This window comes from Bacteroides sp. NSJ-39, from assembly GCF_014287315.1.
In the GTDB taxonomy this organism is placed as follows: Bacteria; Bacteroidota; Bacteroidia; order Bacteroidales; family Bacteroidaceae; genus Bacteroides; species Bacteroides finegoldii.
In genome coordinates, this window is sequence record NZ_JACOOB010000004.1 from 79,664 (window position 1) to 98,670 (window position 19,007).

At 41.9% G+C, this 19,007-nt stretch carries 13 protein-coding genes and 1 pseudogene; 3 read left to right on the forward strand and 11 right to left on the reverse strand.

Annotation, left to right across the window (positions count from 1 at the left end; genetic code table 11):
* From H8S63_RS06185 to H8S63_RS06200, 4 genes are read right to left on the reverse strand one after another with little or no spacing between them, the layout of a single operon-like run.
* A complete protein-coding gene (locus H8S63_RS06185; protein WP_186926118.1) occupies positions 1 to 1,557 on the reverse strand; it encodes a DUF5003 domain-containing protein in 1,557 nt (518 codons plus the stop codon).
* Between the two features lie 17 nt (positions 1,558 to 1,574).
* Positions 1,575 to 2,489, reverse strand: a complete 915-nt coding sequence (locus tag H8S63_RS06190) for a DUF4984 domain-containing protein (protein ID WP_186926120.1) — start codon at positions 2,487 to 2,489, stop codon at positions 1,575 to 1,577.
* A gap of 21 nt (positions 2,490 to 2,510) precedes the next feature.
* Positions 2,511 to 4,040, reverse strand: coding sequence for a RagB/SusD family nutrient uptake outer membrane protein (locus tag H8S63_RS06195; protein ID WP_186926122.1), 1,530 nt, complete (start codon positions 4,038 to 4,040; stop codon positions 2,511 to 2,513).
* Positions 4,041 to 4,058: 18 nt separating this feature from the next.
* A complete protein-coding gene (locus H8S63_RS06200) occupies positions 4,059 to 7,004 on the reverse strand; it encodes a TonB-dependent receptor (protein WP_186926124.1) in 2,946 nt (981 codons plus the stop codon).
* 536 nt (positions 7,005 to 7,540) lie between these two features.
* Between H8S63_RS06200 and H8S63_RS06205 the strand changes: the two genes are divergently transcribed.
* On the forward strand, positions 7,541 to 9,466 hold the full coding sequence (locus H8S63_RS06205) for an NAD(+) synthase (RefSeq protein WP_186926126.1): 1,926 nt from the start codon (positions 7,541 to 7,543) through the stop codon (positions 9,464 to 9,466).
* Positions 9,467 to 9,633: 167 nt separating this feature from the next.
* On the opposite strand, the gene hisB is transcribed toward H8S63_RS06205, so the two are convergent.
* From hisB to H8S63_RS06240, 7 genes are all read right to left on the reverse strand, one after another.
* Positions 9,634 to 10,758 (reverse strand): bifunctional histidinol-phosphatase/imidazoleglycerol-phosphate dehydratase HisB, encoded by a 1,125-nt coding sequence (gene hisB, locus H8S63_RS06210; protein ID WP_186926128.1) that lies wholly within the window; start codon positions 10,756 to 10,758, stop codon positions 9,634 to 9,636.
* 3 nt (positions 10,759 to 10,761) lie between these two features.
* Positions 10,762 to 11,802 carry a histidinol-phosphate transaminase gene (gene hisC / locus H8S63_RS06215; protein ID WP_186926130.1) on the reverse strand — a complete coding sequence of 347 codons (1,041 nt, stop codon included), beginning with the start codon at positions 11,800 to 11,802 and terminating at the stop codon, positions 10,762 to 10,764.
* A 16-nt stretch (positions 11,803 to 11,818) separates the two neighbouring features.
* Positions 11,819 to 13,108, reverse strand: coding sequence for a histidinol dehydrogenase (gene hisD, locus H8S63_RS06220; RefSeq protein WP_186926132.1), 1,290 nt, complete (start codon positions 13,106 to 13,108; stop codon positions 11,819 to 11,821).
* A gap of 64 nt (positions 13,109 to 13,172) precedes the next feature.
* Positions 13,173 to 14,024, reverse strand: coding sequence for an ATP phosphoribosyltransferase (gene hisG / locus H8S63_RS06225; protein ID WP_186926134.1), 852 nt, complete (start codon positions 14,022 to 14,024; stop codon positions 13,173 to 13,175).
* A 253-nt stretch (positions 14,025 to 14,277) separates the two neighbouring features.
* A complete protein-coding gene (locus tag H8S63_RS06230) occupies positions 14,278 to 14,769 on the reverse strand; it encodes a PaaI family thioesterase (protein WP_186926136.1) in 492 nt (163 codons plus the stop codon).
* Between the two features lie 72 nt (positions 14,770 to 14,841).
* The gene (locus H8S63_RS06235) at positions 14,842 to 16,758 is read right to left on the reverse strand and encodes a fimbrillin family protein (protein ID WP_186926138.1); all 1,917 of its coding nucleotides are present in this window, start codon (positions 16,756 to 16,758) and stop codon (positions 14,842 to 14,844) included.
* 332 nt (positions 16,759 to 17,090) lie between these two features.
* Positions 17,091 to 17,744, reverse strand: coding sequence for a DUF2490 domain-containing protein (locus H8S63_RS06240; protein ID WP_186926140.1), 654 nt, complete (start codon positions 17,742 to 17,744; stop codon positions 17,091 to 17,093).
* A gap of 392 nt (positions 17,745 to 18,136) precedes the next feature.
* Here H8S63_RS06240 and H8S63_RS06245 point away from each other — a divergent pair.
* Positions 18,137 to 18,241 (forward strand): annotated as a pseudogene (locus tag H8S63_RS06245) (glycoside hydrolase); the annotation flags it as partial.
* A 143-nt stretch (positions 18,242 to 18,384) separates the two neighbouring features.
* Entirely contained in the window at positions 18,385 to 18,993 is a 609-nt protein-coding gene (locus H8S63_RS06250) for a DUF6088 family protein (protein WP_186926142.1), read from the forward strand.
* Positions 18,994 to 19,007 lie beyond the last annotated feature (14 nt).

The following is a 19,007-nucleotide window of genomic DNA, read 5'->3' on the forward strand; positions in this document are numbered from 1 at the left end:
TTAATTATAGTTGGGAGTAACAATAAGCACTTTCTTTGTTTCACCGTCTTTCTCAAACAGAATATGGAATTCCTCTGTTACTTCTTCTTCCCAAGCACTGATTGAAGTAGACGATGCTCCACCTTCACAAATTCCTTCACTAGTTATATCTTCACCATTACGTTTTACCTTTATATTCCAGTCAGTCTCGAAATCACCCAGCAAAGGATCAATTTCAATGGAAGCAGAAGGATATTCCACGGTATAAATCTCGCTTATTTCAGGATAGCTATCTGTTATGTCCGAATTCGTAACTTTCGTACAAACAGCTTCTTTCATACTACTCGTACTAGAATCAAAATAAGTCACTTTAAATGCCTGTGCCGCCTCCTGCTTTTTCTCTTTCTGCACAAAATTGATCAATAGATTACTTTGCTGATAAGTGTATTTGATATCCTGCTCGTATGTTCCCATATCCGTTTCTATCAGATTCTCCCATAAATCCTCTTTAATTTCATCATATAGTGCCTGAGGCAATAGCAACACGTATCCTTCCCGTTCTTCGGAAGATTTATCAACTTTCAACCGCAAATTACCTTTTTCATCATCTTCAAGCTTCATCCATTCCACCCCATCTTCCGCTCCAATCTTCATCTGCGTCATTCCATACTCAATTACTTTCTGAATATATACCGGAACCACTTTGTCGTTCAAAGCCTGTACTGTATAGGGGATAAATTTATTATAAGTAGAGGTTGTTGAAGTACCGGTGCCTGCGCTACTTGTTTGTGTGAAAGTCTTGCCATCCAATGACACCTCCCAATTCCAAGGATTGGAATCAAGTATTTTAATACTTTTCGGATTCATACCTTTATATACCAAAGGGAACGAGTAAGGCATCACTCCATCTTCATCAACAAAAGTCAATGTACCATTTTGTGCATACTTTGCATACTGAGAGTTATCAACCACCTTCACCTCACCTTTTGTCATTTCATTTACATTACCCACAATTGCATTTCCGGCTATGTCCAACCACTCCGGTCTATTCGTTGCAGCAAAACGGAAGTTAGCTTTTATCTGGAAAGGTTTATAATCATCATATCCGACTTCTATTTCATGAATCTCATTGCCTTCCATATCATATATTTTCAATTCACGTACTTTACTATCACGTACCACATCAGCAACAATCGCCTTATTTGCTCCTATCATCATAGTCAGGCGGGCAACAGTAGGTACATCGAAAGACATAGCTTCATCTGTTATCTTCAATATAACGGTCTGTTTTCCGGCAGTTCCCGACAAAGAATAATCCTCATGATCATCATTCATAAGCCGACACCATGTAGCCGAAGAAGTCAGCTGCCAGTCAGCATTTGTTTCAAAGTTCAACTCTTTTACATCATTAGGAACACAACTGACGGTTTGTTTTTCGGGAAAAACCGATTTTTCAGCATCATCATCGTCATCCGAACAAGCACTGATACATAATGCCATGAATAGAACCGTGAAGCAACTTCCCAAACAGAATTTCCGCATAGGTGCAACCACGCTTTTTTGTTTAAGCTTTCTCATATCTCTATTTTTTATTATTATTTTAATGAATTATTGACGCCCTCTTCGATAAGAATCTGCGCTTCGTCATCACTGACCCATTTCACGGCATTGATGTAAGTTCCGACTTCATCTTTTCCGGCCGGCATCCCCGGCACATGCAATGTCATATATTGAAAAATGAATCTCTCACAAGTACTATAATAAGACACATAATATCCCGATTGATATGCCCATACTTCCCAATCACCATAAATCGTATCAAAAGCGTCAGTAGTAGAGGCAAAAGGCTGATCTTCCATCTCAATCAGCGGATTAAGTAAATCGTCAGTAGTGAATTTCACTTTAAGGTCATATCCTTTGTAGAAATAATCTTTCATAATGATCGTATTTTCCTCTTCAGGATCGACTACGGTACGAATCAGCCGCTGGCTTACACTCTGCATATACGAACTAAAATAAGTGGAATTTACAATTAAAGCATACCCTTCGAACAGATGAATATCGAACGGACACACTTTCTGCAGAATCACTTTCGTTTCAGTTCCGTAAAGTTCCCACTTCGATTCTTCTTTACTGACCAGTTGAAGAACCATTCCAAGTGAATCAGTAATCTCTATATTATCATAAATACCACGTATACGGACATTCGCCATGCGCTCACCCGCCTTGATGGTCACCGTGTTTGATTCGAGGGAAAAATGCCGTCCTTCCACCGCATTCGTCTTTTTATCCAAAATCTCCACTCCCAATGTGCGGTCATAGCTGCAAGCCTCAGTGGCCGCTACCGGTATATCAAAATACTCCTCGTTATTTTGTACCGGAAGTACGGTCAATGTATCGGAGAACATGATATAATCGGGACCGCTATACTTAACATAATCGGTGTTGCAGCCACAGAATCCAAGCGCAAAAGCGAATATGACTGATAGTCCGATAAAAATCTTTTTCATGTTTATTGGTTTTAAAACTGATTATTTATTGCTTTCATTCGGCTGGATATCAGATCCCGGTGCATCCAACTCATTTTGAGGAATGGGCCATACAAAACGCGGGTCGTCCTTCTCTACTTTCAAACTGCTGCCGTTATTCAATGACTCACTTTGCGGTTTTCTTTCAAAGCCCTTGTGCCAACGTTTCAAATCTTGAAGACGGAACCCTTCCATATAAAGTTCCTTCACACGCTCCTCCTCGATAACTTCCAACGCATTCTTTTCAGATACACTCACTCCTCCGCTATATGAAGAATAACGCGCAGCACGTAATGTTCCAAGATCCTTGCCTGCATTTCCATAATCCGGCGAGTCCTTGAAGCAATATGCTTCCGCACGAATAAGATATTGTTCCGACAACCGGAAAGGTTTCGGCATAGAAACGTGGCGAATATTATAGCTTTCCATAAGTACGGAATTTCCCCAATATTTCTGGAGCAATGACCATTGCAATGCGTGTGGATATCCGGTAAGATAAGTCTGGAAAAATATTGAAAAACGGAGATCATATGGATCGTATAATTCCAAAGCCCATTTCGCAGGTACATAATCAGGACGTACTGTCGAATAGTCATAATTAAAGAATATAGTACCTAAAGCTCCCCCATAAGAAGTAGATGTAAAGCCCACTTTCCAGATTATTTCAGTCGAAGCATCGTTCGTCCACATATACTGGTAGAAACTCTGTCCGGTATTTCCATATTGTATGGATGCGCTCGAAAGCACATAGTAACCGCTATCAATGACTTTAGTCGAATACTTGATTGCTTCGGTATAATGTTTCATATATAAAGCAATGCGGGCACGGAGAGCATAAACCGTATATTCATTAATATATGTAGTACTGTAGAGGTCATCTTTCGACACCTTTTTTTCATCTATTTTCAAGTATTCTGCAGCCAATTCAAGATCATCCAAAACAAACTGGTAGGAATCCTTCAAGGAAGCACGGCGGGCATTGTCTACCGAATCATAATGAGAAGTGAGCACTACGCCCAACTCATTTTCTGCTTCCGCATCGCTTTCGTATGATTTACAAAACAACTTGATCAATTCGGCATAACATAACGCCCGTGCAAAAAGGGCTTCGCCGTGAATCATTTCCAATTTGTCAAGCGCATCATCATCCGTTGTGCTTTGTTGCACACTCGGAATGTAATCCAACAGGAAATTACAACGATTGATAATGGCATACAAAGCTCCATATACGGCTTCAATGTCTTCATTAGTAGCTAATATATTCCAACGCCACAAATCACCGTATTGATTGGAATATCCGGTGACTGCATACACCAAATCGGTCTGCAAATCAGGCAGCAACGTCAGACGTCCGCTATAAAGCGAAGCATCCTTGAATGCCGCATAAATGCCAATAATTGCCTGATTGGCATCGTCCACTGTCTTGATAGCCTGACCGGCCTGGATAGCATCGTCAGGATACTTGTCCAAACATGATACGAAGCCGGTGCCCAAAGCTATCAACAACAAATAAATCTTTATCTTACTCTTCATTGTTTTATAGTTATATGTTTAGAATGAAACTTCCAGACCAAAAGTGAACTGGCGGGTTGAAGGATATTGTGCCTGATACATATTACTTACCCCTTCAGGATCGAGCCCCGAGAATTTGGTGAATGTGAGCAGATTTTGTCCTTGCGCAAACACCCGCAAATGTGTCAGGAAATTAGTCTTCTTGAGCAATGTCTGAGGGAAGTTGTAGCTAAGCATCAAATTCTTCAATCTCAAAAAAGAAGCATCTTCCAGAAAACGGGAATCCATCTGCGGAGTAACTCCATAACGCGGTATATCCGTCACATCACCCGGCTTCTTCCAACGGTCATAAAGCAAGCGGTTGGATTGGTTGTACGTCTCGAACAGTCCATTGCCTTCATCCAGATAACGGTCATTATTGAACACCCAGCGGTCGGCCACCCAACTGAACTGCGCAGCCAGTGAAATTCCTTTCCACGTCAATGTCGTGCCGAATCCACCTTGCCACGGAGCCACAAAGCTCTTGCCGGTCATCACTTTATCGGAATCCTTGAATTCAGTTGTAATCTCACCATCTTTGGTATACCACAATGCGTCACCATTAGTAGGATTGACTCCGGCATAACGGTTGATATAGAATTCGGTAGCCGAATGCCCTACCACATACTTAAGATTGGAACTTGCAATTTCGTATTCGTCCACACCGCTATAAAGTTCGGTAATCTTATTCTTGTTGTATGAGAAGTTCGCGTTCAGGTTCCATGAGAAATCTTTTGTACGGAGTATATCACCGTTTACGGTAACTTCCACACCCCGATTGACCATTGCACCGATATTATCCCAACGGCTACCCGAACCATTCACTGCATAAGACTGCGGAACATTCATCAGCATATCTGTAGTCTTCTTATTATATAACTCAACGTCCAGGTTTACCCGGTTCCAAAAGCCCAGATGTAAAGCCAAGTTAGTGGTCCATGTTTTCTCCCAGCTCAAATCGGGATTACCGCTTTGTGCGGGATAAATACCTGTTTCGCCCATATAGTCCATTCCGCCTTTCACCAAAGACTGCCATGCATAATAGCCGATGTCCGAATTACCGGAAGTACCTGTACTAAGGGCCAGACGCGTAGTTGTCAACCAGTCATACTTCTTCAGAAAATTTTCCTTCTTCATATCCCACATCAATCCCACAGACCAGAAAGCTCCCCATCTGTTGTCCTTGCCAAAACGGGAAGAAGCATCCGTACGTACTGAAAAATCCGCATAATAACGACCGGCATAATTATATTCGCCTCTTCCGAAGAAAGAGAGGTACGAATAGGAGTAAACATTTCCTTCTCCGGTATCCGACCATGAAGTGGCCAGTGTACCATTTGAAATATTGGTAAGAAGGTCATTATTCTGTCCTCTCATGGAAATGGAGAAACCTTCCGACTGGGCATCCACCCCTTCCTGTCCCAATAAGAAATTGAAATCATGTTTTTCCTCCAACGTAAAATGGTAGTTGGCGGTATTGGTAATCGTCAGACTGAGCCTGTCATTGGAGCTACGACCGGCATTACCCGAGCCATTATTGGTGGAGAAACTGGGGAATGATTGTCTGAACGCCGTCATGTGTGCATAATCTGCCGCAAACTGTGACTTTATAGTCAGCCCTTTAATGGGACTCACTTCGGCATATAAAGTAGACAATACTTTGTACTTCTTATAGTTAACGGGGTTATTCTGCATCCAGTCGACCGGATTCTGATTGGTGCCCGTCCAACTTCCGTCTTTAGTGGAAGCAACCGAACCGTCTTCATTATAAGGATTCCAGTAAGGCATCATGAAGTGTGAAGCGGAAATAGGTGTTACAGAAGTATATTCTCCAGTCTGCGCCTGCTCTATCTCTTCATAAGACACTGTTGAAGTAGTGCCGACTTTGAGCCAATTACTAGCTTTCACATCTGCATTTGCACGCAGATTATAACGTCTGAACCCTGATCCCTGCGCAATTCCGTCCTGATCGAAAAAGTTACCCGACACATAATAATTCAAACGATCGGTAGCACGATTGACGGACACTTCATAATTCTGCAACATGGCTTTGTTATTGAACACCACGTCAAGCCAGTTGATATCCGTTTTGCGAAGAAGATCATAATCTTTTCCTTTATCCAGACCTACTTCCTTTTCAAAAAGAATACGCTCTTCCGTATTCATTTGGTTCCACTTATCCTGAGCCAATTGAGAGATACCCAGTTGGGTACGGAACGTCACTTTCGCCTTATCCAAAGCCAGTCCGCGTTTTGTTGTTATCACCACTACACCGTTTGCCGCACGTGCTCCATAGATGGAGGTAGAAGAGGCGTCTTTCAATACGGATATTGATTCGATATCACTCGGATTCAGTGTGTTGAAATCAGCACTGGACACCGGCACCCCATCAAGAATAAACAAAGGTGAAGTTCCCGAACTCAAAGAGTTGATACCGCGAATCTGAAATGAAGCGGCCACACTCGGTTCCCCGGATCCCGACATCACCATTAATCCCGGTGCCTGTCCCTGCAGTGCCTGGTCAAAGCTGGCGGCTGGTACATTTTCCATCTTCTCTGCCTTCACGGTGGATACAGAACCGGCTATGGTCCCTTTCTTACGTACACCGTAAGCCACCACCACCACTTCGTCTACCTGCTGTGCATCACTTTCCATCGACAAGTCAATACGAGTGGAAGCAGTGACCTGCTTGTCTACGGTTCTCATCCCGATATAAGAAAATTGCAAAGTGGCGGGAGATTTCGTCACTGTGATACTGTAATTACCATCCATATCGGTAATTACACCATTTGATGTCCCCTTCTCCAATACAGATACGCCAATCAAAGGCTGATTGTCTTCAGCCGAAAGAATGCGTCCCGTTACCCGATATCCGCCCTGCGCGAACAGCAACAGAGGAATATTCATCAGAGTAAAGAGCACAAACAAGAGAATTGATTTTCTCATCTTTGATACTTAAATTAAAATTAATGAAATTGATTTATTTTTATTGATTTATCAAAACAAAACAGAGAAGCTAACTTGGCTGATTTTTGATGTTGCGCCAAATTTCTAAAAAAGATTTTCGTGTTGCCACCGTGTGAGTCTGTTGTATGTTCATCTACCCTTAATTTATTTTCTCTACCAAGTAATATCGCTCGTTTGTTTAGTGTTACAAGCATCTATATTACTTAAATTTGGCTACAAATATAAATATTATAGTTAAATATAAGAAACAAAATGTCGTATATTTTATACCAAAATTCCACAAATATCTTTTTGACAGCTTATATTGTTAAAAATCAGTTATATCATTAAATAAGGCTAAACATAATTTATATTAAAAGACAGACAGACTATCTTTTTGACATACCGTCTAATTATGCAACCAACAGTATCATAAACCGTCCGAAAACCGTCCTTTTAAGGATTCACTGGAGAAACGACAATTATTCAAAACTATTTTCTATTTTTGCACCCATTATATATAAATAAGGTATAAGATGAATTACGGATTTGTAAAAGTAGCAGCAGCCGTACCGCACGTAAAAGTGGCCGACTGTAAATTCAATGTGGAGAAGATAGAAAGTCTGATTGCTGTAGCCGAAGGAAAAGGGGTGCAAATCATCCTGTTCCCGGAAATGAGCATTACGGGATATACTTGCGGTGATCTGTTCAGCCAGCAACTTCTGCTTGAAGAAGCCGAAATGGGATTAATGCAGATAATGAACAATACCCGCCAACTGGATATCATATCCATTGTCGGCATGCCCGTTATCGTCAATTCAACGGTAATCAATGCAGCCGTAACCATCCAAAAAGGGAAAATATTAGGTGTCACCGCCAAAACATACCTGCCCAATTACAAAGAGTTCTACGAACAGCGCTGGTTTACTTCCGCACTTCAATTAAGAACTGAGACGGTACGCCTGTGCGGACAAATTGTCCCGATTGGCGCCAATCTCCTTTTTGAAACTTCGGACACCACATTTGGCATTGAAATTTGCGAAGACCTCTGGGCTACCATCCCGCCCGGCTCCTCCCTCGCACTGCAAGGGGCGGAGATCATATTCAATATGTCCGCCGACAATGAAGGAATCGGAAAACATAGTTATCTCCGTTCACTTATCAGCCAGCAATCCGCACGTTGTATCGCCGGATATGTATTCTCATCCTGCGGCTTCGGAGAATCTACTACAGATGTGGTTTTCGCAGGCAACGGATTGATTTATGAAAACGGAACGCTTCTTGCACAAAGCGAGCGTTTCAGCATGGAGGAACAATTGGTTGTAAGCGAAATTGACGTGGAACGTATCCGGGCGGAACGAAGAGTGAATACGACTTTCGCTGCCAGCCAAGCTAACTTGGAAGGCAAAAGGGCGATTGCCATTGCAACGGAGTTTGTAAACAGTAAAGAGCTGAATTTAACCCGTAAATTCAATGCTCATCCTTTCGTGCCGCAAGACGATGAACTGCATGAACATTGTGAAGAAGTTTTTTCCATCCAAGTGGCAGGACTGACACAACGTCTCGTCCATACCGGAGCAAAGACTGCCGTAGTCGGTATTTCCGGCGGACTGGATTCAACACTGGCCTTATTGGTCTGCGTGAAGACTTTCGATAAACTGGGATGGTCAAGAAAGGGGATTCTCGGTATTACCATGCCCGGCTTCGGAACAACTGACCGGACTTACCACAATGCTGTCAATCTGATGAATTCATTGGGCATATCCATCCGCGAAATCAGTATCAAGGATGCCTGCATCCAACATTTCAAAGATATAGACCATGATGTAAACGTACATGATGTCACGTATGAAAACTCACAGGCACGCGAACGTACACAAATATTGATGGATATAGCCAACCAGACCTGGGGGATGGTTGTAGGTACGGGAGACCTGTCGGAACTGGCTTTAGGATGGGCAACCTACAATGGCGACCACATGTCCATGTATGGTGTCAATGCCGGTGTACCCAAAACGCTCGTGAAATATCTGGTACAGTGGGTGGCGAAAAATGGCGTGGATGAGGAATCCAAAGCTACCCTGCTCGACATAGTAGATACTCCTATCAGTCCAGAGCTGATTCCGGCAGATGAAAACGGGGATATCAAACAGAAAACAGAAGATCTGGTAGGTCCTTATGAACTGCATGATTTCTTCCTCTATTATTTCCTGCGTTTCGGCTTCCGCCCGTCAAAGATTTATTATCTGGCAAATATCGCATTCGGAGGGGTGTATGATGAAGAGACAATCAAGAAATGGTTATCCACTTTCTTCCGCCGTTTCTTCAATCAGCAGTTCAAACGTTCATGCCTGCCGGACGGTCCTAAAGTGGGAAGCATCTCCATCAGCCCGAGAGGAGACTGGAGAATGCCAAGTGATGCGAGTTTCGCCATGTGGCTTAAAGAAATAGAAAACTTATAATTCCTCCTGACAGAAATTTCATTTTGGCAGGCATTTTGTCTGTGACATTTTTGTATTTATTCTAAGTATTATAGAGGAAGAAACAAAAATGTCACAGTACTATATAAATACACTATGTTACAACGTATTAATCTCAAATATAATGCTTCCGCCCAATCATGCAACAGTCAAAGCACCCCCTTACTAGATGGAAGTTCGAAATGATAAATATCTCTCTTAATCGCCATCTTCAAGGCACGTGCAAGGGCTTTAAAGATTCCCTCTATCTTGTGGTGCTCATTCTGTCCTTCCGCTTTGATATTCAGATTCATCTTTGCAGCGTCGCTCAATGACTTGAAGAAATGAAGGAACATTTCTGTAGGCATTTCTCCTATTTTCTCGCGTTTAAACTCCACATTCCACACCAGCCAAGGACGTCCGCCAAAGTCCAGACAAACCCGGCAAAGACAGTCATCCATCGGCAAAGCATACCCATAGCGTTCAATCCCTCTCTTATTTCCCAAAGCCTGATAGATACATTCGCCTAAAGCAATGGCAGTATCTTCAATTGTATGATGTTCGTCCACTTCCAAATCTCCTTTCACACGAATGACCAGATCCATGCCGGAATGTTTACCAATCTGTTCGAGCATATGGTCGAAAAAGCCAAGACCGGTAGAGATGTCACAAGCACCGTTCCCATCCAGGTTCAAAACCACATAAATATCTGTCTCTTTTGTTGTACGGCGTACTTCCGCTTTCCGTTCTCCGGCAAAAAGAAATTCGGCTATCCGGTCCCAGTCAGTCGTTGCAAGGGCACAGATTTCTTCCAATCCTTTTCCTTTCAGTGTTTCGGTCGAATTCTGCAGATAAATAGCCCGACACCCCAAATTACGAGCAAGCTCCACATCAGTAGGACGATCACCGATTACAAAACTTCCGGAAAGATCGTACTCCGGATTATTCTGATACTTCGCCAGCATTCCGGTACGCGGTTTACGGGTGGGCGCATTGTCTTCAGGAAAACTACGGTCTATCAGAATCTCATCAAAAGTAATCCCCTCTCCTTCCAGTGTTTTAAGCATCAGGTTATGGGCAGGCCAGAATGTTTCTTCCGGAAAAGAAGATGTACCCAGTCCGTCCTGATTGGTGACCATCACAAATTCAAAATCGAGTTTGCTGCGGATAAAACCCAAATTACGGAACACTCTCGGATAGAATTCCAGCTTTTCCAATGAGTCAAGCTGATAGTCGACAGGAGGTTCGATCACCAAAGTGCCATCTCTATCTATAAATAATACTTTCTTCTTCATAAATTATCCCTGATAGTTTTTAAGGGCGGACAACAGCGTGTCATTCTCTACACGGGTACCGACAGTTACACGTAAACAGTTGCAGCAAAGTGAAATATTGTGCCGATTGCGCACTATAATCCCTTCCCCCACCAGATAATTGTAGATTTTCACCGCATCCGTCACTCTTGCCAGAAAGAAATTCGCATCAGATGGGAACAGTTTAATGGTACAGGAAAGTTTTTCAAATTCCGCTTCCAGATAATCACGTTCTTCCTTCAACGTCTTCACCCAACGCTCTATCTCATAATGTTTATGCAACATGGAAATGGCCTGCTGCTGAGTCAGCTGATTGACGTTATAGGGGTATTTGATCTTGCTAAGAATATCTATAATTTCTTTGGAAGCAAAAGCCATTCCCAAGCGGATAGCAGCACACCCCCAAGCTTTGGAGAATGTCTGGAACACGACAAGATTGGGATATTTATCCAACTCTTCGAGGAAAGACGGAGCCTGGGAGAAATCATTGTAAGCCTCATCCAACATCACTAGTCCTTCAAACCGGTTCAGCAGTTTTTCTATTTCAGAACGAAGCAGGTCATTTCCTGTCGGATTATTAGGTGAACAAAGAAAGATAAGCTTGGTGTGCCCATCGGCAGTTGCAAGCAACTTGTCGGCCGAAAACTGGAAGTCGTCATCCAACAATACTTTCCGGTATTCAACATCGTTCACATCAGCACAGACCTGATACATTCCGTAAGTAGGGTCGATAGCCACTACATTGTCTTTACCCGGTTCGCAGAAAGCACGAAAAACCAAGTCGATGGCTTCATCACTTCCGTTTCCGAGAAAAATATGTTCGGGAGCTACTTTTTTGATTTTCGACAACAACATTTTCAGCTCGCACTGCATAGGATCCGGATAACGGTTGTGAGGCGTATTGTACGGATTCTCATTTGCATCCAGGAAAACAGAAGCGGTGACTCCTTTATATTCATCACGTGCCGAAGAATAAGGCTTTAATTTCCAAATATTCGGCCGGGTTAACTCTTGTAATGTTTTCACTTATTTAAATTTTAAGTTATGAATTTTGAATTGCTTTGAGACGGACAGTTACGGCATTTTTGTGCGCATCCAACTGTTCGTTAGCCGCCATCACTTCAATAGCAGGACCAATGGACTTCATACCTTCCGGCAGAATCTCCTGAAACGTAATTTTACGGATAAAACTATCCAGGCTCACACCATTATATGCCTTGGCGTATCCATTGGTAGGTAACGTATGGTTCGTTCCCGAAGCATAATCACCGGCACTCTCGGGAGTTAACGAGCCTAAGAAGACAGAGCCAGCATTTGTTACCCGCCCGGCTACTTCCATATAGTTTTCCGTTTCTATAATCAAATGCTCCGGTGCATATGCATTGGTCAGCTCCAACGCTTCATCCAGATCCTTCACTAAAATCAGCTTACTGTTCTCCAATGACTTGGCAGCAATTTCATGGCGGGGCAATCCGGCTAACTGACGCTCCACTTCTGCCATCACCTCTATTTGAAGCTTCTCGGAAGTAGTAATCAATATAGCTTGGCTATCTATTCCGTGTTCTGCCTGTGACAAAAGATCTGCTGCCACAAAAACGGGATTGGCAGATGCATCAGCCAAAACTTCCACTTCTGAAGGACCGGCGGGCATATCAATCGCCACATCACGCAGACTCACCAATTGTTTGGCAGCTGTTACATATTGATTGCCCGGACCGAAGATTTTATAAACCTTAGGTACGCTTTCCGTTCCATACGTCATAGCAGCGATAGCCTGTACACCTCCCGCCTTGAATATTTTGCTGACTCCTGCCAGTTGCGCGGCAAAAAGAATAGCCGGATGGATATCTCCATTCTTATCGGGAGGCGTACAAAGTACAATCTCCTTACATCCCGCAATTTTAGCGGGAACGGCAAGCATCAGTACTGTTGAGAAAAGCGGTGCTGTCCCCCCCGGAATGTAAAGACCGACCTTCTCAATACCTACCGACTTTTGCCAGCAAGTTACCCCCTTCATCGTTTCAACCTTCTTGCCGACAAAACGTTGGGAAGAATGAAACGTTTCAATATTTTGTTTAGCCAAGGAGATGGCTGCTTTCAATTCATCACTTACCAATGCTCCGGCCGCCTGTATCTCTTCTTGAGCGACAGCAAGAGCGGACAAAGTCACTTTATCAAAAGCGGCTTCATACTCCAGCACCGCCTTGTCACCTCCTTCCTTTACCTTATTTATTATAGAACGGACGGTATCAAAAAGGCTTTCGGTGTTGAGAGCAGGACGTTTCAGCAGTTCCGCCCACTGCTCTTTTGAGGGATATTTAATCAATTTCATGATTCACCACAGATTTTACACAGATTATTTATTTCAATCACATTACACGGTCTATCCCGATATATCACAGAATCATCTTTTCAATCGGCAGTACCAAGATACCTTCTGCTCCCAATCCTTTCAACTTTCCGATGATTTCCCAGAAACGTTTTTCATCAAGTACTGTATGTACCGAACACCAGCCTTCTTGTGCCAACGGCATTACGGTAGGACTCTTCATACCCGGTAATACGGCTATGATTTCTTCCAGTTTATCTTTGGGAGCATTCATCAACACATATTTCTTATCTTCGGCAGTTTTCACCGCATTCATGCGGAACAACAGTTCTTCGAGTACCGCTTTTTTCTCATCGCTCATGTTCTTATTGCCAATCAACAAGGCTTCCGATTTCATCACGACTTCCACTTCTTTCAGCCGGTTGCTGACCAAAGTGGAACCTGAACTCACGATATCAAAAATCGCATCGGCCAATCCAATGCCCGGAGACACTTCAACCGAACCGGTAATCACGTGAATCTCAGCATTTACCCTACTCTTTTTCAAAAAGTTGCGAAGGATTACCGGATAAGAGGTGGCAATCTTCTTTCCTTCGAACCATGACAATCCCGGATATTCAATATCTTTCGGCATGGCCAATGACAAACGACACTTGCTGAATCCCAGACGCTTGACGATTTCAGCGTCCTCCTCTTTTTCCACAAACTCATTCTCACCGACAATTCCCAGGTCAGCCACCCCCGTAGCCACTGTCTGCGGAATATCGTCATCACGGAGGAAAAGTACCTCAATAGGGAAATTGGAAGATTGCACTAATAAGGTGCGTTTCGTTGTGCTCAACTTGATATCCGATTCTTCTAAAAGCGCCATTGTCTCTTCAAAAAGACGTCCTTTGGCTTGTACTGCGATTCTTAACATGACTTTACCTATTATATTTTATTAGTTGCAATTCATTTTGAGTAAAATAAAAAAGGCTTACCGTATTCGGCAAGCCTTCGTTATCGTTATATAGAGATATACAATATCATCCACGCCTACCGAGTTATTCGTCAGGAAAATGATGATGATGATGTGTAGCTGTATATTTCATAATTCAATTATTAACTGCGACAAAATTAAAGCATTTGTTTGATACTTCCAAACATTTATCACAAAAAAATAAGTTTTTATTTCAAATTAAAGGCAATATTTCTTCCGGTTCTACATCGCACTGAAGAAAATGCATCTCTTTCTTCGCTTTTTCCTGCGGAAATGTGAAATAGGTACAAACGGCTTCCGTACATACTTCGCCATCCTTATTATACAGCTTCGCTTCAATGATGACAATGTTCCGCTTTATTTCTTTGATGGATGCACGCAACACGACATGGGAGTCTTTCGTATCGATTGGTTTCCGGTAGCGGGTTTCCATTTTCGAGGTTACTCCTGTTGTCTGCAATTTACGGAGTACGACCCAAGCACAAATCTCATCCAGCAAAACGGCCTGAATACCACCATGCAATGTATCAATCCAACCTTGATACTCCGGACGGGGCTTCCAGATACTTACGATTTCCTCGCCGTCCTCGTAAAATTCCATTCTTACTCCGGCTTCATTATTGGGAGCACAACCGAAACAATTGTACCCTTCCATTCCTTTCCAGGGATTTATTATCTTCTTCATGTTTTTTTCCTTTATTAGTTTCACTTCCCAAATATAGCGAAAATATGAAATAGAAGAATAAGTTTTATCCATTTACTTGCGGATACAACGGATAGCCAGTGCTTTTTTATCAGTACCTGCTTTGGAAGATTCTGTCTGGTTTGTATCGCTTTTCAGGTAAAACACAGTTTCGGCTATCTCTGCACCTGTTTCATCCAGAGTCCAATATGCCAAATATTTGCCTTCATAGTTCGACTGAAAGGTTCCTACATACATTCCCACAGGAACCGCATTAAAACCGGACCAATTGGTCGCAGGCTCAACCGTATCTCCGGTGTTCAAAGGCAGCCATGTACCGGATTTCAGCAAGGAGGCATCCTCTTTCAGGTAAGCTTGCAGTATATTCCAATCCTCCCAATCCGGAATACTCCAATGATTCGGCAGGATATTACCGGATAATGCAACACTGGCAGTATAGAAATAATATGTTGTATTTGCTTTGGATTGCAGATATCCGACTGCACCATCTGTTACCGCATCCAATTTGGGGATTTCATTGCCATCCGCATAAAGGGAGACCTTCAAATTATCCCGCATCCAATATTGGGTTCCGATCTTCACCAACGGATAATTATAAATCATTCCTCCACGCACATCACGAACGACATCCTCCAATGCCAAAACCTGCAATACATCATCTTCCATAGTCACTGACAAAGAGACCTCTCCGTTCGCCATCACATAAACATTATTTCGGGCCGGTAAAGTTCCCGGTATATATTTCAAGGATTTTTTTTCCATATCCCATACGACACTTCCACCATGCACTTTGCCGGTCTTTCCCAACAGTTGCGCTACAAGTCCTTGAGATAAATCAGCCTTTCCATCTTGTTTCATCGGATAGATCACGATTGCTTGCGAAGAAAAATCCGGAGTCAGCAGGTACTCCTTACAAATCTCAGCTACTTGTTTTCCTTTATTCAATACTTTACAAACATTTGAATTCCCGAAAGTCAATTTTGACACGTCTATATATTTGTGAAGAGTTTCCGATCCTGCATGGTCTACTTCAGTTCCCTCCCAATCATTGATTTCTCCATTGAGCTTGCTCATGAGGATATCTTCTGCTGCTACAAAAGTTATTTCCAGTTCTCTTTGTTTGCCTTCCTGAAGTTTCAAAGTAGAGGGCAACAAGCAAGTGTAAGGTTTTCCGTTAGCCTCCAATGTTATATATTGGTATCCTACTGTCGCTTCCTGAGGTATCAAAATCAGGTCTTTACCTACTAGCCTTTCATCGACTATCTCCCACTCACCGGTAGGAATGATATCTTTCTCATCTGTAAAGGAGGAATAAGATTTCTTCTGAAAGTCATAAATGCTTTTTGTGTAAAAGCCGGAAACAGAAAGTTTAGGATTGACCGTCAACATACTTTCCACGTCTTCTCCCTCTCCAGGTACTAAAGCTATCTTTAAGCGGAAAAATTTATGATTGTAAGTCAAGGATACAGCTTCTTGACTCGCCAGTACATCTTCTTTAGTAGCAACCAGAAAATCAGAATGAGAATAGTTCACCGGAATATTTTGCTCTGTTTCAATAGATACCGGCATCTTGCTTTCTCCCATAGCTACTCCTTCTTCCCGATATGGATAATAACTGATGAAATTCAATGTCACACCATCATCCGGATAATACACCGATTCATCAGCTATAAACTCTCCATCGGCCGAACGAACAAAATGAAGATTGTCCGCATAACGTTCTTCCTGTATGGTAGTAGAACCGGCTAATGCGAACAGTCCCACTTCATCTCCTTTCTCAAAGGTGTTATTTGCCACACGCGTACTGGCAACTTCATGAATATCAGCTATAATTTTCAATGGAATATTTCCATCATTAACTACCACACCTGCTTCTTCCTCCTCCGAAATGTGATTTACACAAGCTGCAAGCAAAATAGAGAAAAGAACGAGAAAACCTACACATCTCTGCAGGTTATAAAATACTTTCATCTTAATATCTTTATTTATTTCCAAATAGAAATCTTTGATTGGACAGAAGAATAGCATAAGAGGAAGTATTCGCTTTCAGTTATGGGATACCGAACAACACGTCTGTTGCACTGAGGAATCATCAATTTCAACACACCATTTTGATGTATTGGCGGCAAATGTATATAATAAAAAGGACGTGAAGTATTGTTTTACTAGTATTTTTTTACATTTACATATAATACACCAATAATCAAGCTGTTATAAATCAGCCATTAAAATCATAGAAATTCATTCCCACATTATTATATTAGAAACTCACTAGTTTACGATAATAGTAGAGCTAACAATTTTTAGAAAGAATAACCAACTTCTATTCCGGTAATATGTTTCCCTTTTGAAGGTTCATACTGATAACAATAAAAAGCATCCAACGACCAGCGTTTAGCCAAATTTAGTTCTACTCCCGGACGATAACGCATGCGAGCCGCTCTCCAAAAAGGTGCATCATCCAAACTTTGGTAAAGTTCAACAGAAAAGTAAGGGGAAACAATTCCTTTTGTAGGTGCATAAGATAACTTCAAACGAGAGCGTAAACGAGTTTCTGCATCACCACTATCGAAAGTTTGTTGAAATCTTTCCCGTAAAGAAACTTTCAACCACTGATAGCGAAAACTTGCCGTAGCACTTAAATGATAGCGATGCCTGAATTTCCAGCCCGAATTCCCTAAATCACGAAGATGAGTTTCATAAGCAACTCCCAATTTCAAAAAGGAATATGCCCGATAGTCGCCTCCGACAGTAAGTCCCCAACGATCCCACTTGTTCATATCATCCTTTGTACGCAGCTCCACATCACCGGAGACAGAAAACCGGGAATCAATTTTATGACTTATTTTAAATTTTGTCCATGTTGTGAAATCATCATCTTGTGCATAAACAGAAGAAACGACACTCAACAATAGCATTAATAGCCAAATCTTTGTATTTAATAATATTCTACTCATTGATTATCGGGTTAAAGTGGCAAAGATAGTAAAACTCGCTCACATACGGATGGATTTCGGAAGAATAATGTAAAGTGTTTGAAACCGAAAGGGATATGCAGTTTTGTACCAAATTCTTCCGCTTATGGTTTTTGACCGGCTTTTAGGGAGTTAGGAAAACAAATCGCTACTTATCCGTTGCCTTTTCAGGATTGGAAAAGAGGTCTGGAATTTGTTTCCGTATCCCGTTCGAATATCCTGTCCACCACCGTTGAGAACGCTGTTCCTTTCTGTTTTGTGGGGTAAAGTTACTCAAATTTTTCCGTATCAGGAAAAAATACAGGCTTTGCCTGCAAGCCGAGGGGCCTTATTCTTCGTTTCGCTACATTTTTCATGCCATTCATTTGCTCGTGGATATTTACGAGGAGTATATCTCGTTCCGATGCTATAAAGGGAAAGTGATACCGAGCATCGAGCGACGGCGGAAAAAGGAGTTCGAGTTACTGTATATTCCATAAATCAAGAATAAGGATGAGATTCGATAAGGATTTCATCCTTATATTATTTCGAGTCAAACGAATAAATTACTTGACGATTTCTCATTTATTAAAATCATTTTGTATCTTTGCATTTGAAAAATCATCAAAATTTCAAAGGTAAAATGACTAATGAATATTCTATAGATGGTATAACTCTTAAGCAACGCATAGAAGCGATGCCAGAAGATTGCATTCTGTTTCGGTCTGATTTCCCTGAATACCACACAGAATTTGTGGGAAGCATTTTGTCTGAGTTAACGACAGAAGGTATGCTTGTTAAAATAGCACATGGCATATATACCAAACCGAGAAAAAGCAAATTTGGTGTAGTGCTTCCTTCAGTTGATAAGGTGGTACAGGCAATTACTGTCCGAGATAACGCAGAGGTGTTACCATCTGGCATGACAGCATTGAACGCATTAGGGCTATCAACTCAAGTGCCGATGAATTACACTTTCTTGACTACCGGTAGCGAAAGAACTATAAACTTATCTAATAGGAAAGTAGTATTAAAGCGAGGTGTACCCAAGAATTTCTGTTATGGTACTCTACTCATTTCTTTACTTGTTCAGGCACTTAAAGCTCTGAAAAAAGAGAATATAGGAGAAAGTGAATTGAATATAATCCGACAATTGGTGTCAAAAGAAACCGACAAGGAGGCTTTAAGTAAAGATGTAGACATGATGCCTGCATGGATGAAAAGAATTATAAAGCCAATGCTAACCGCTTAAAATAGAAATAGATT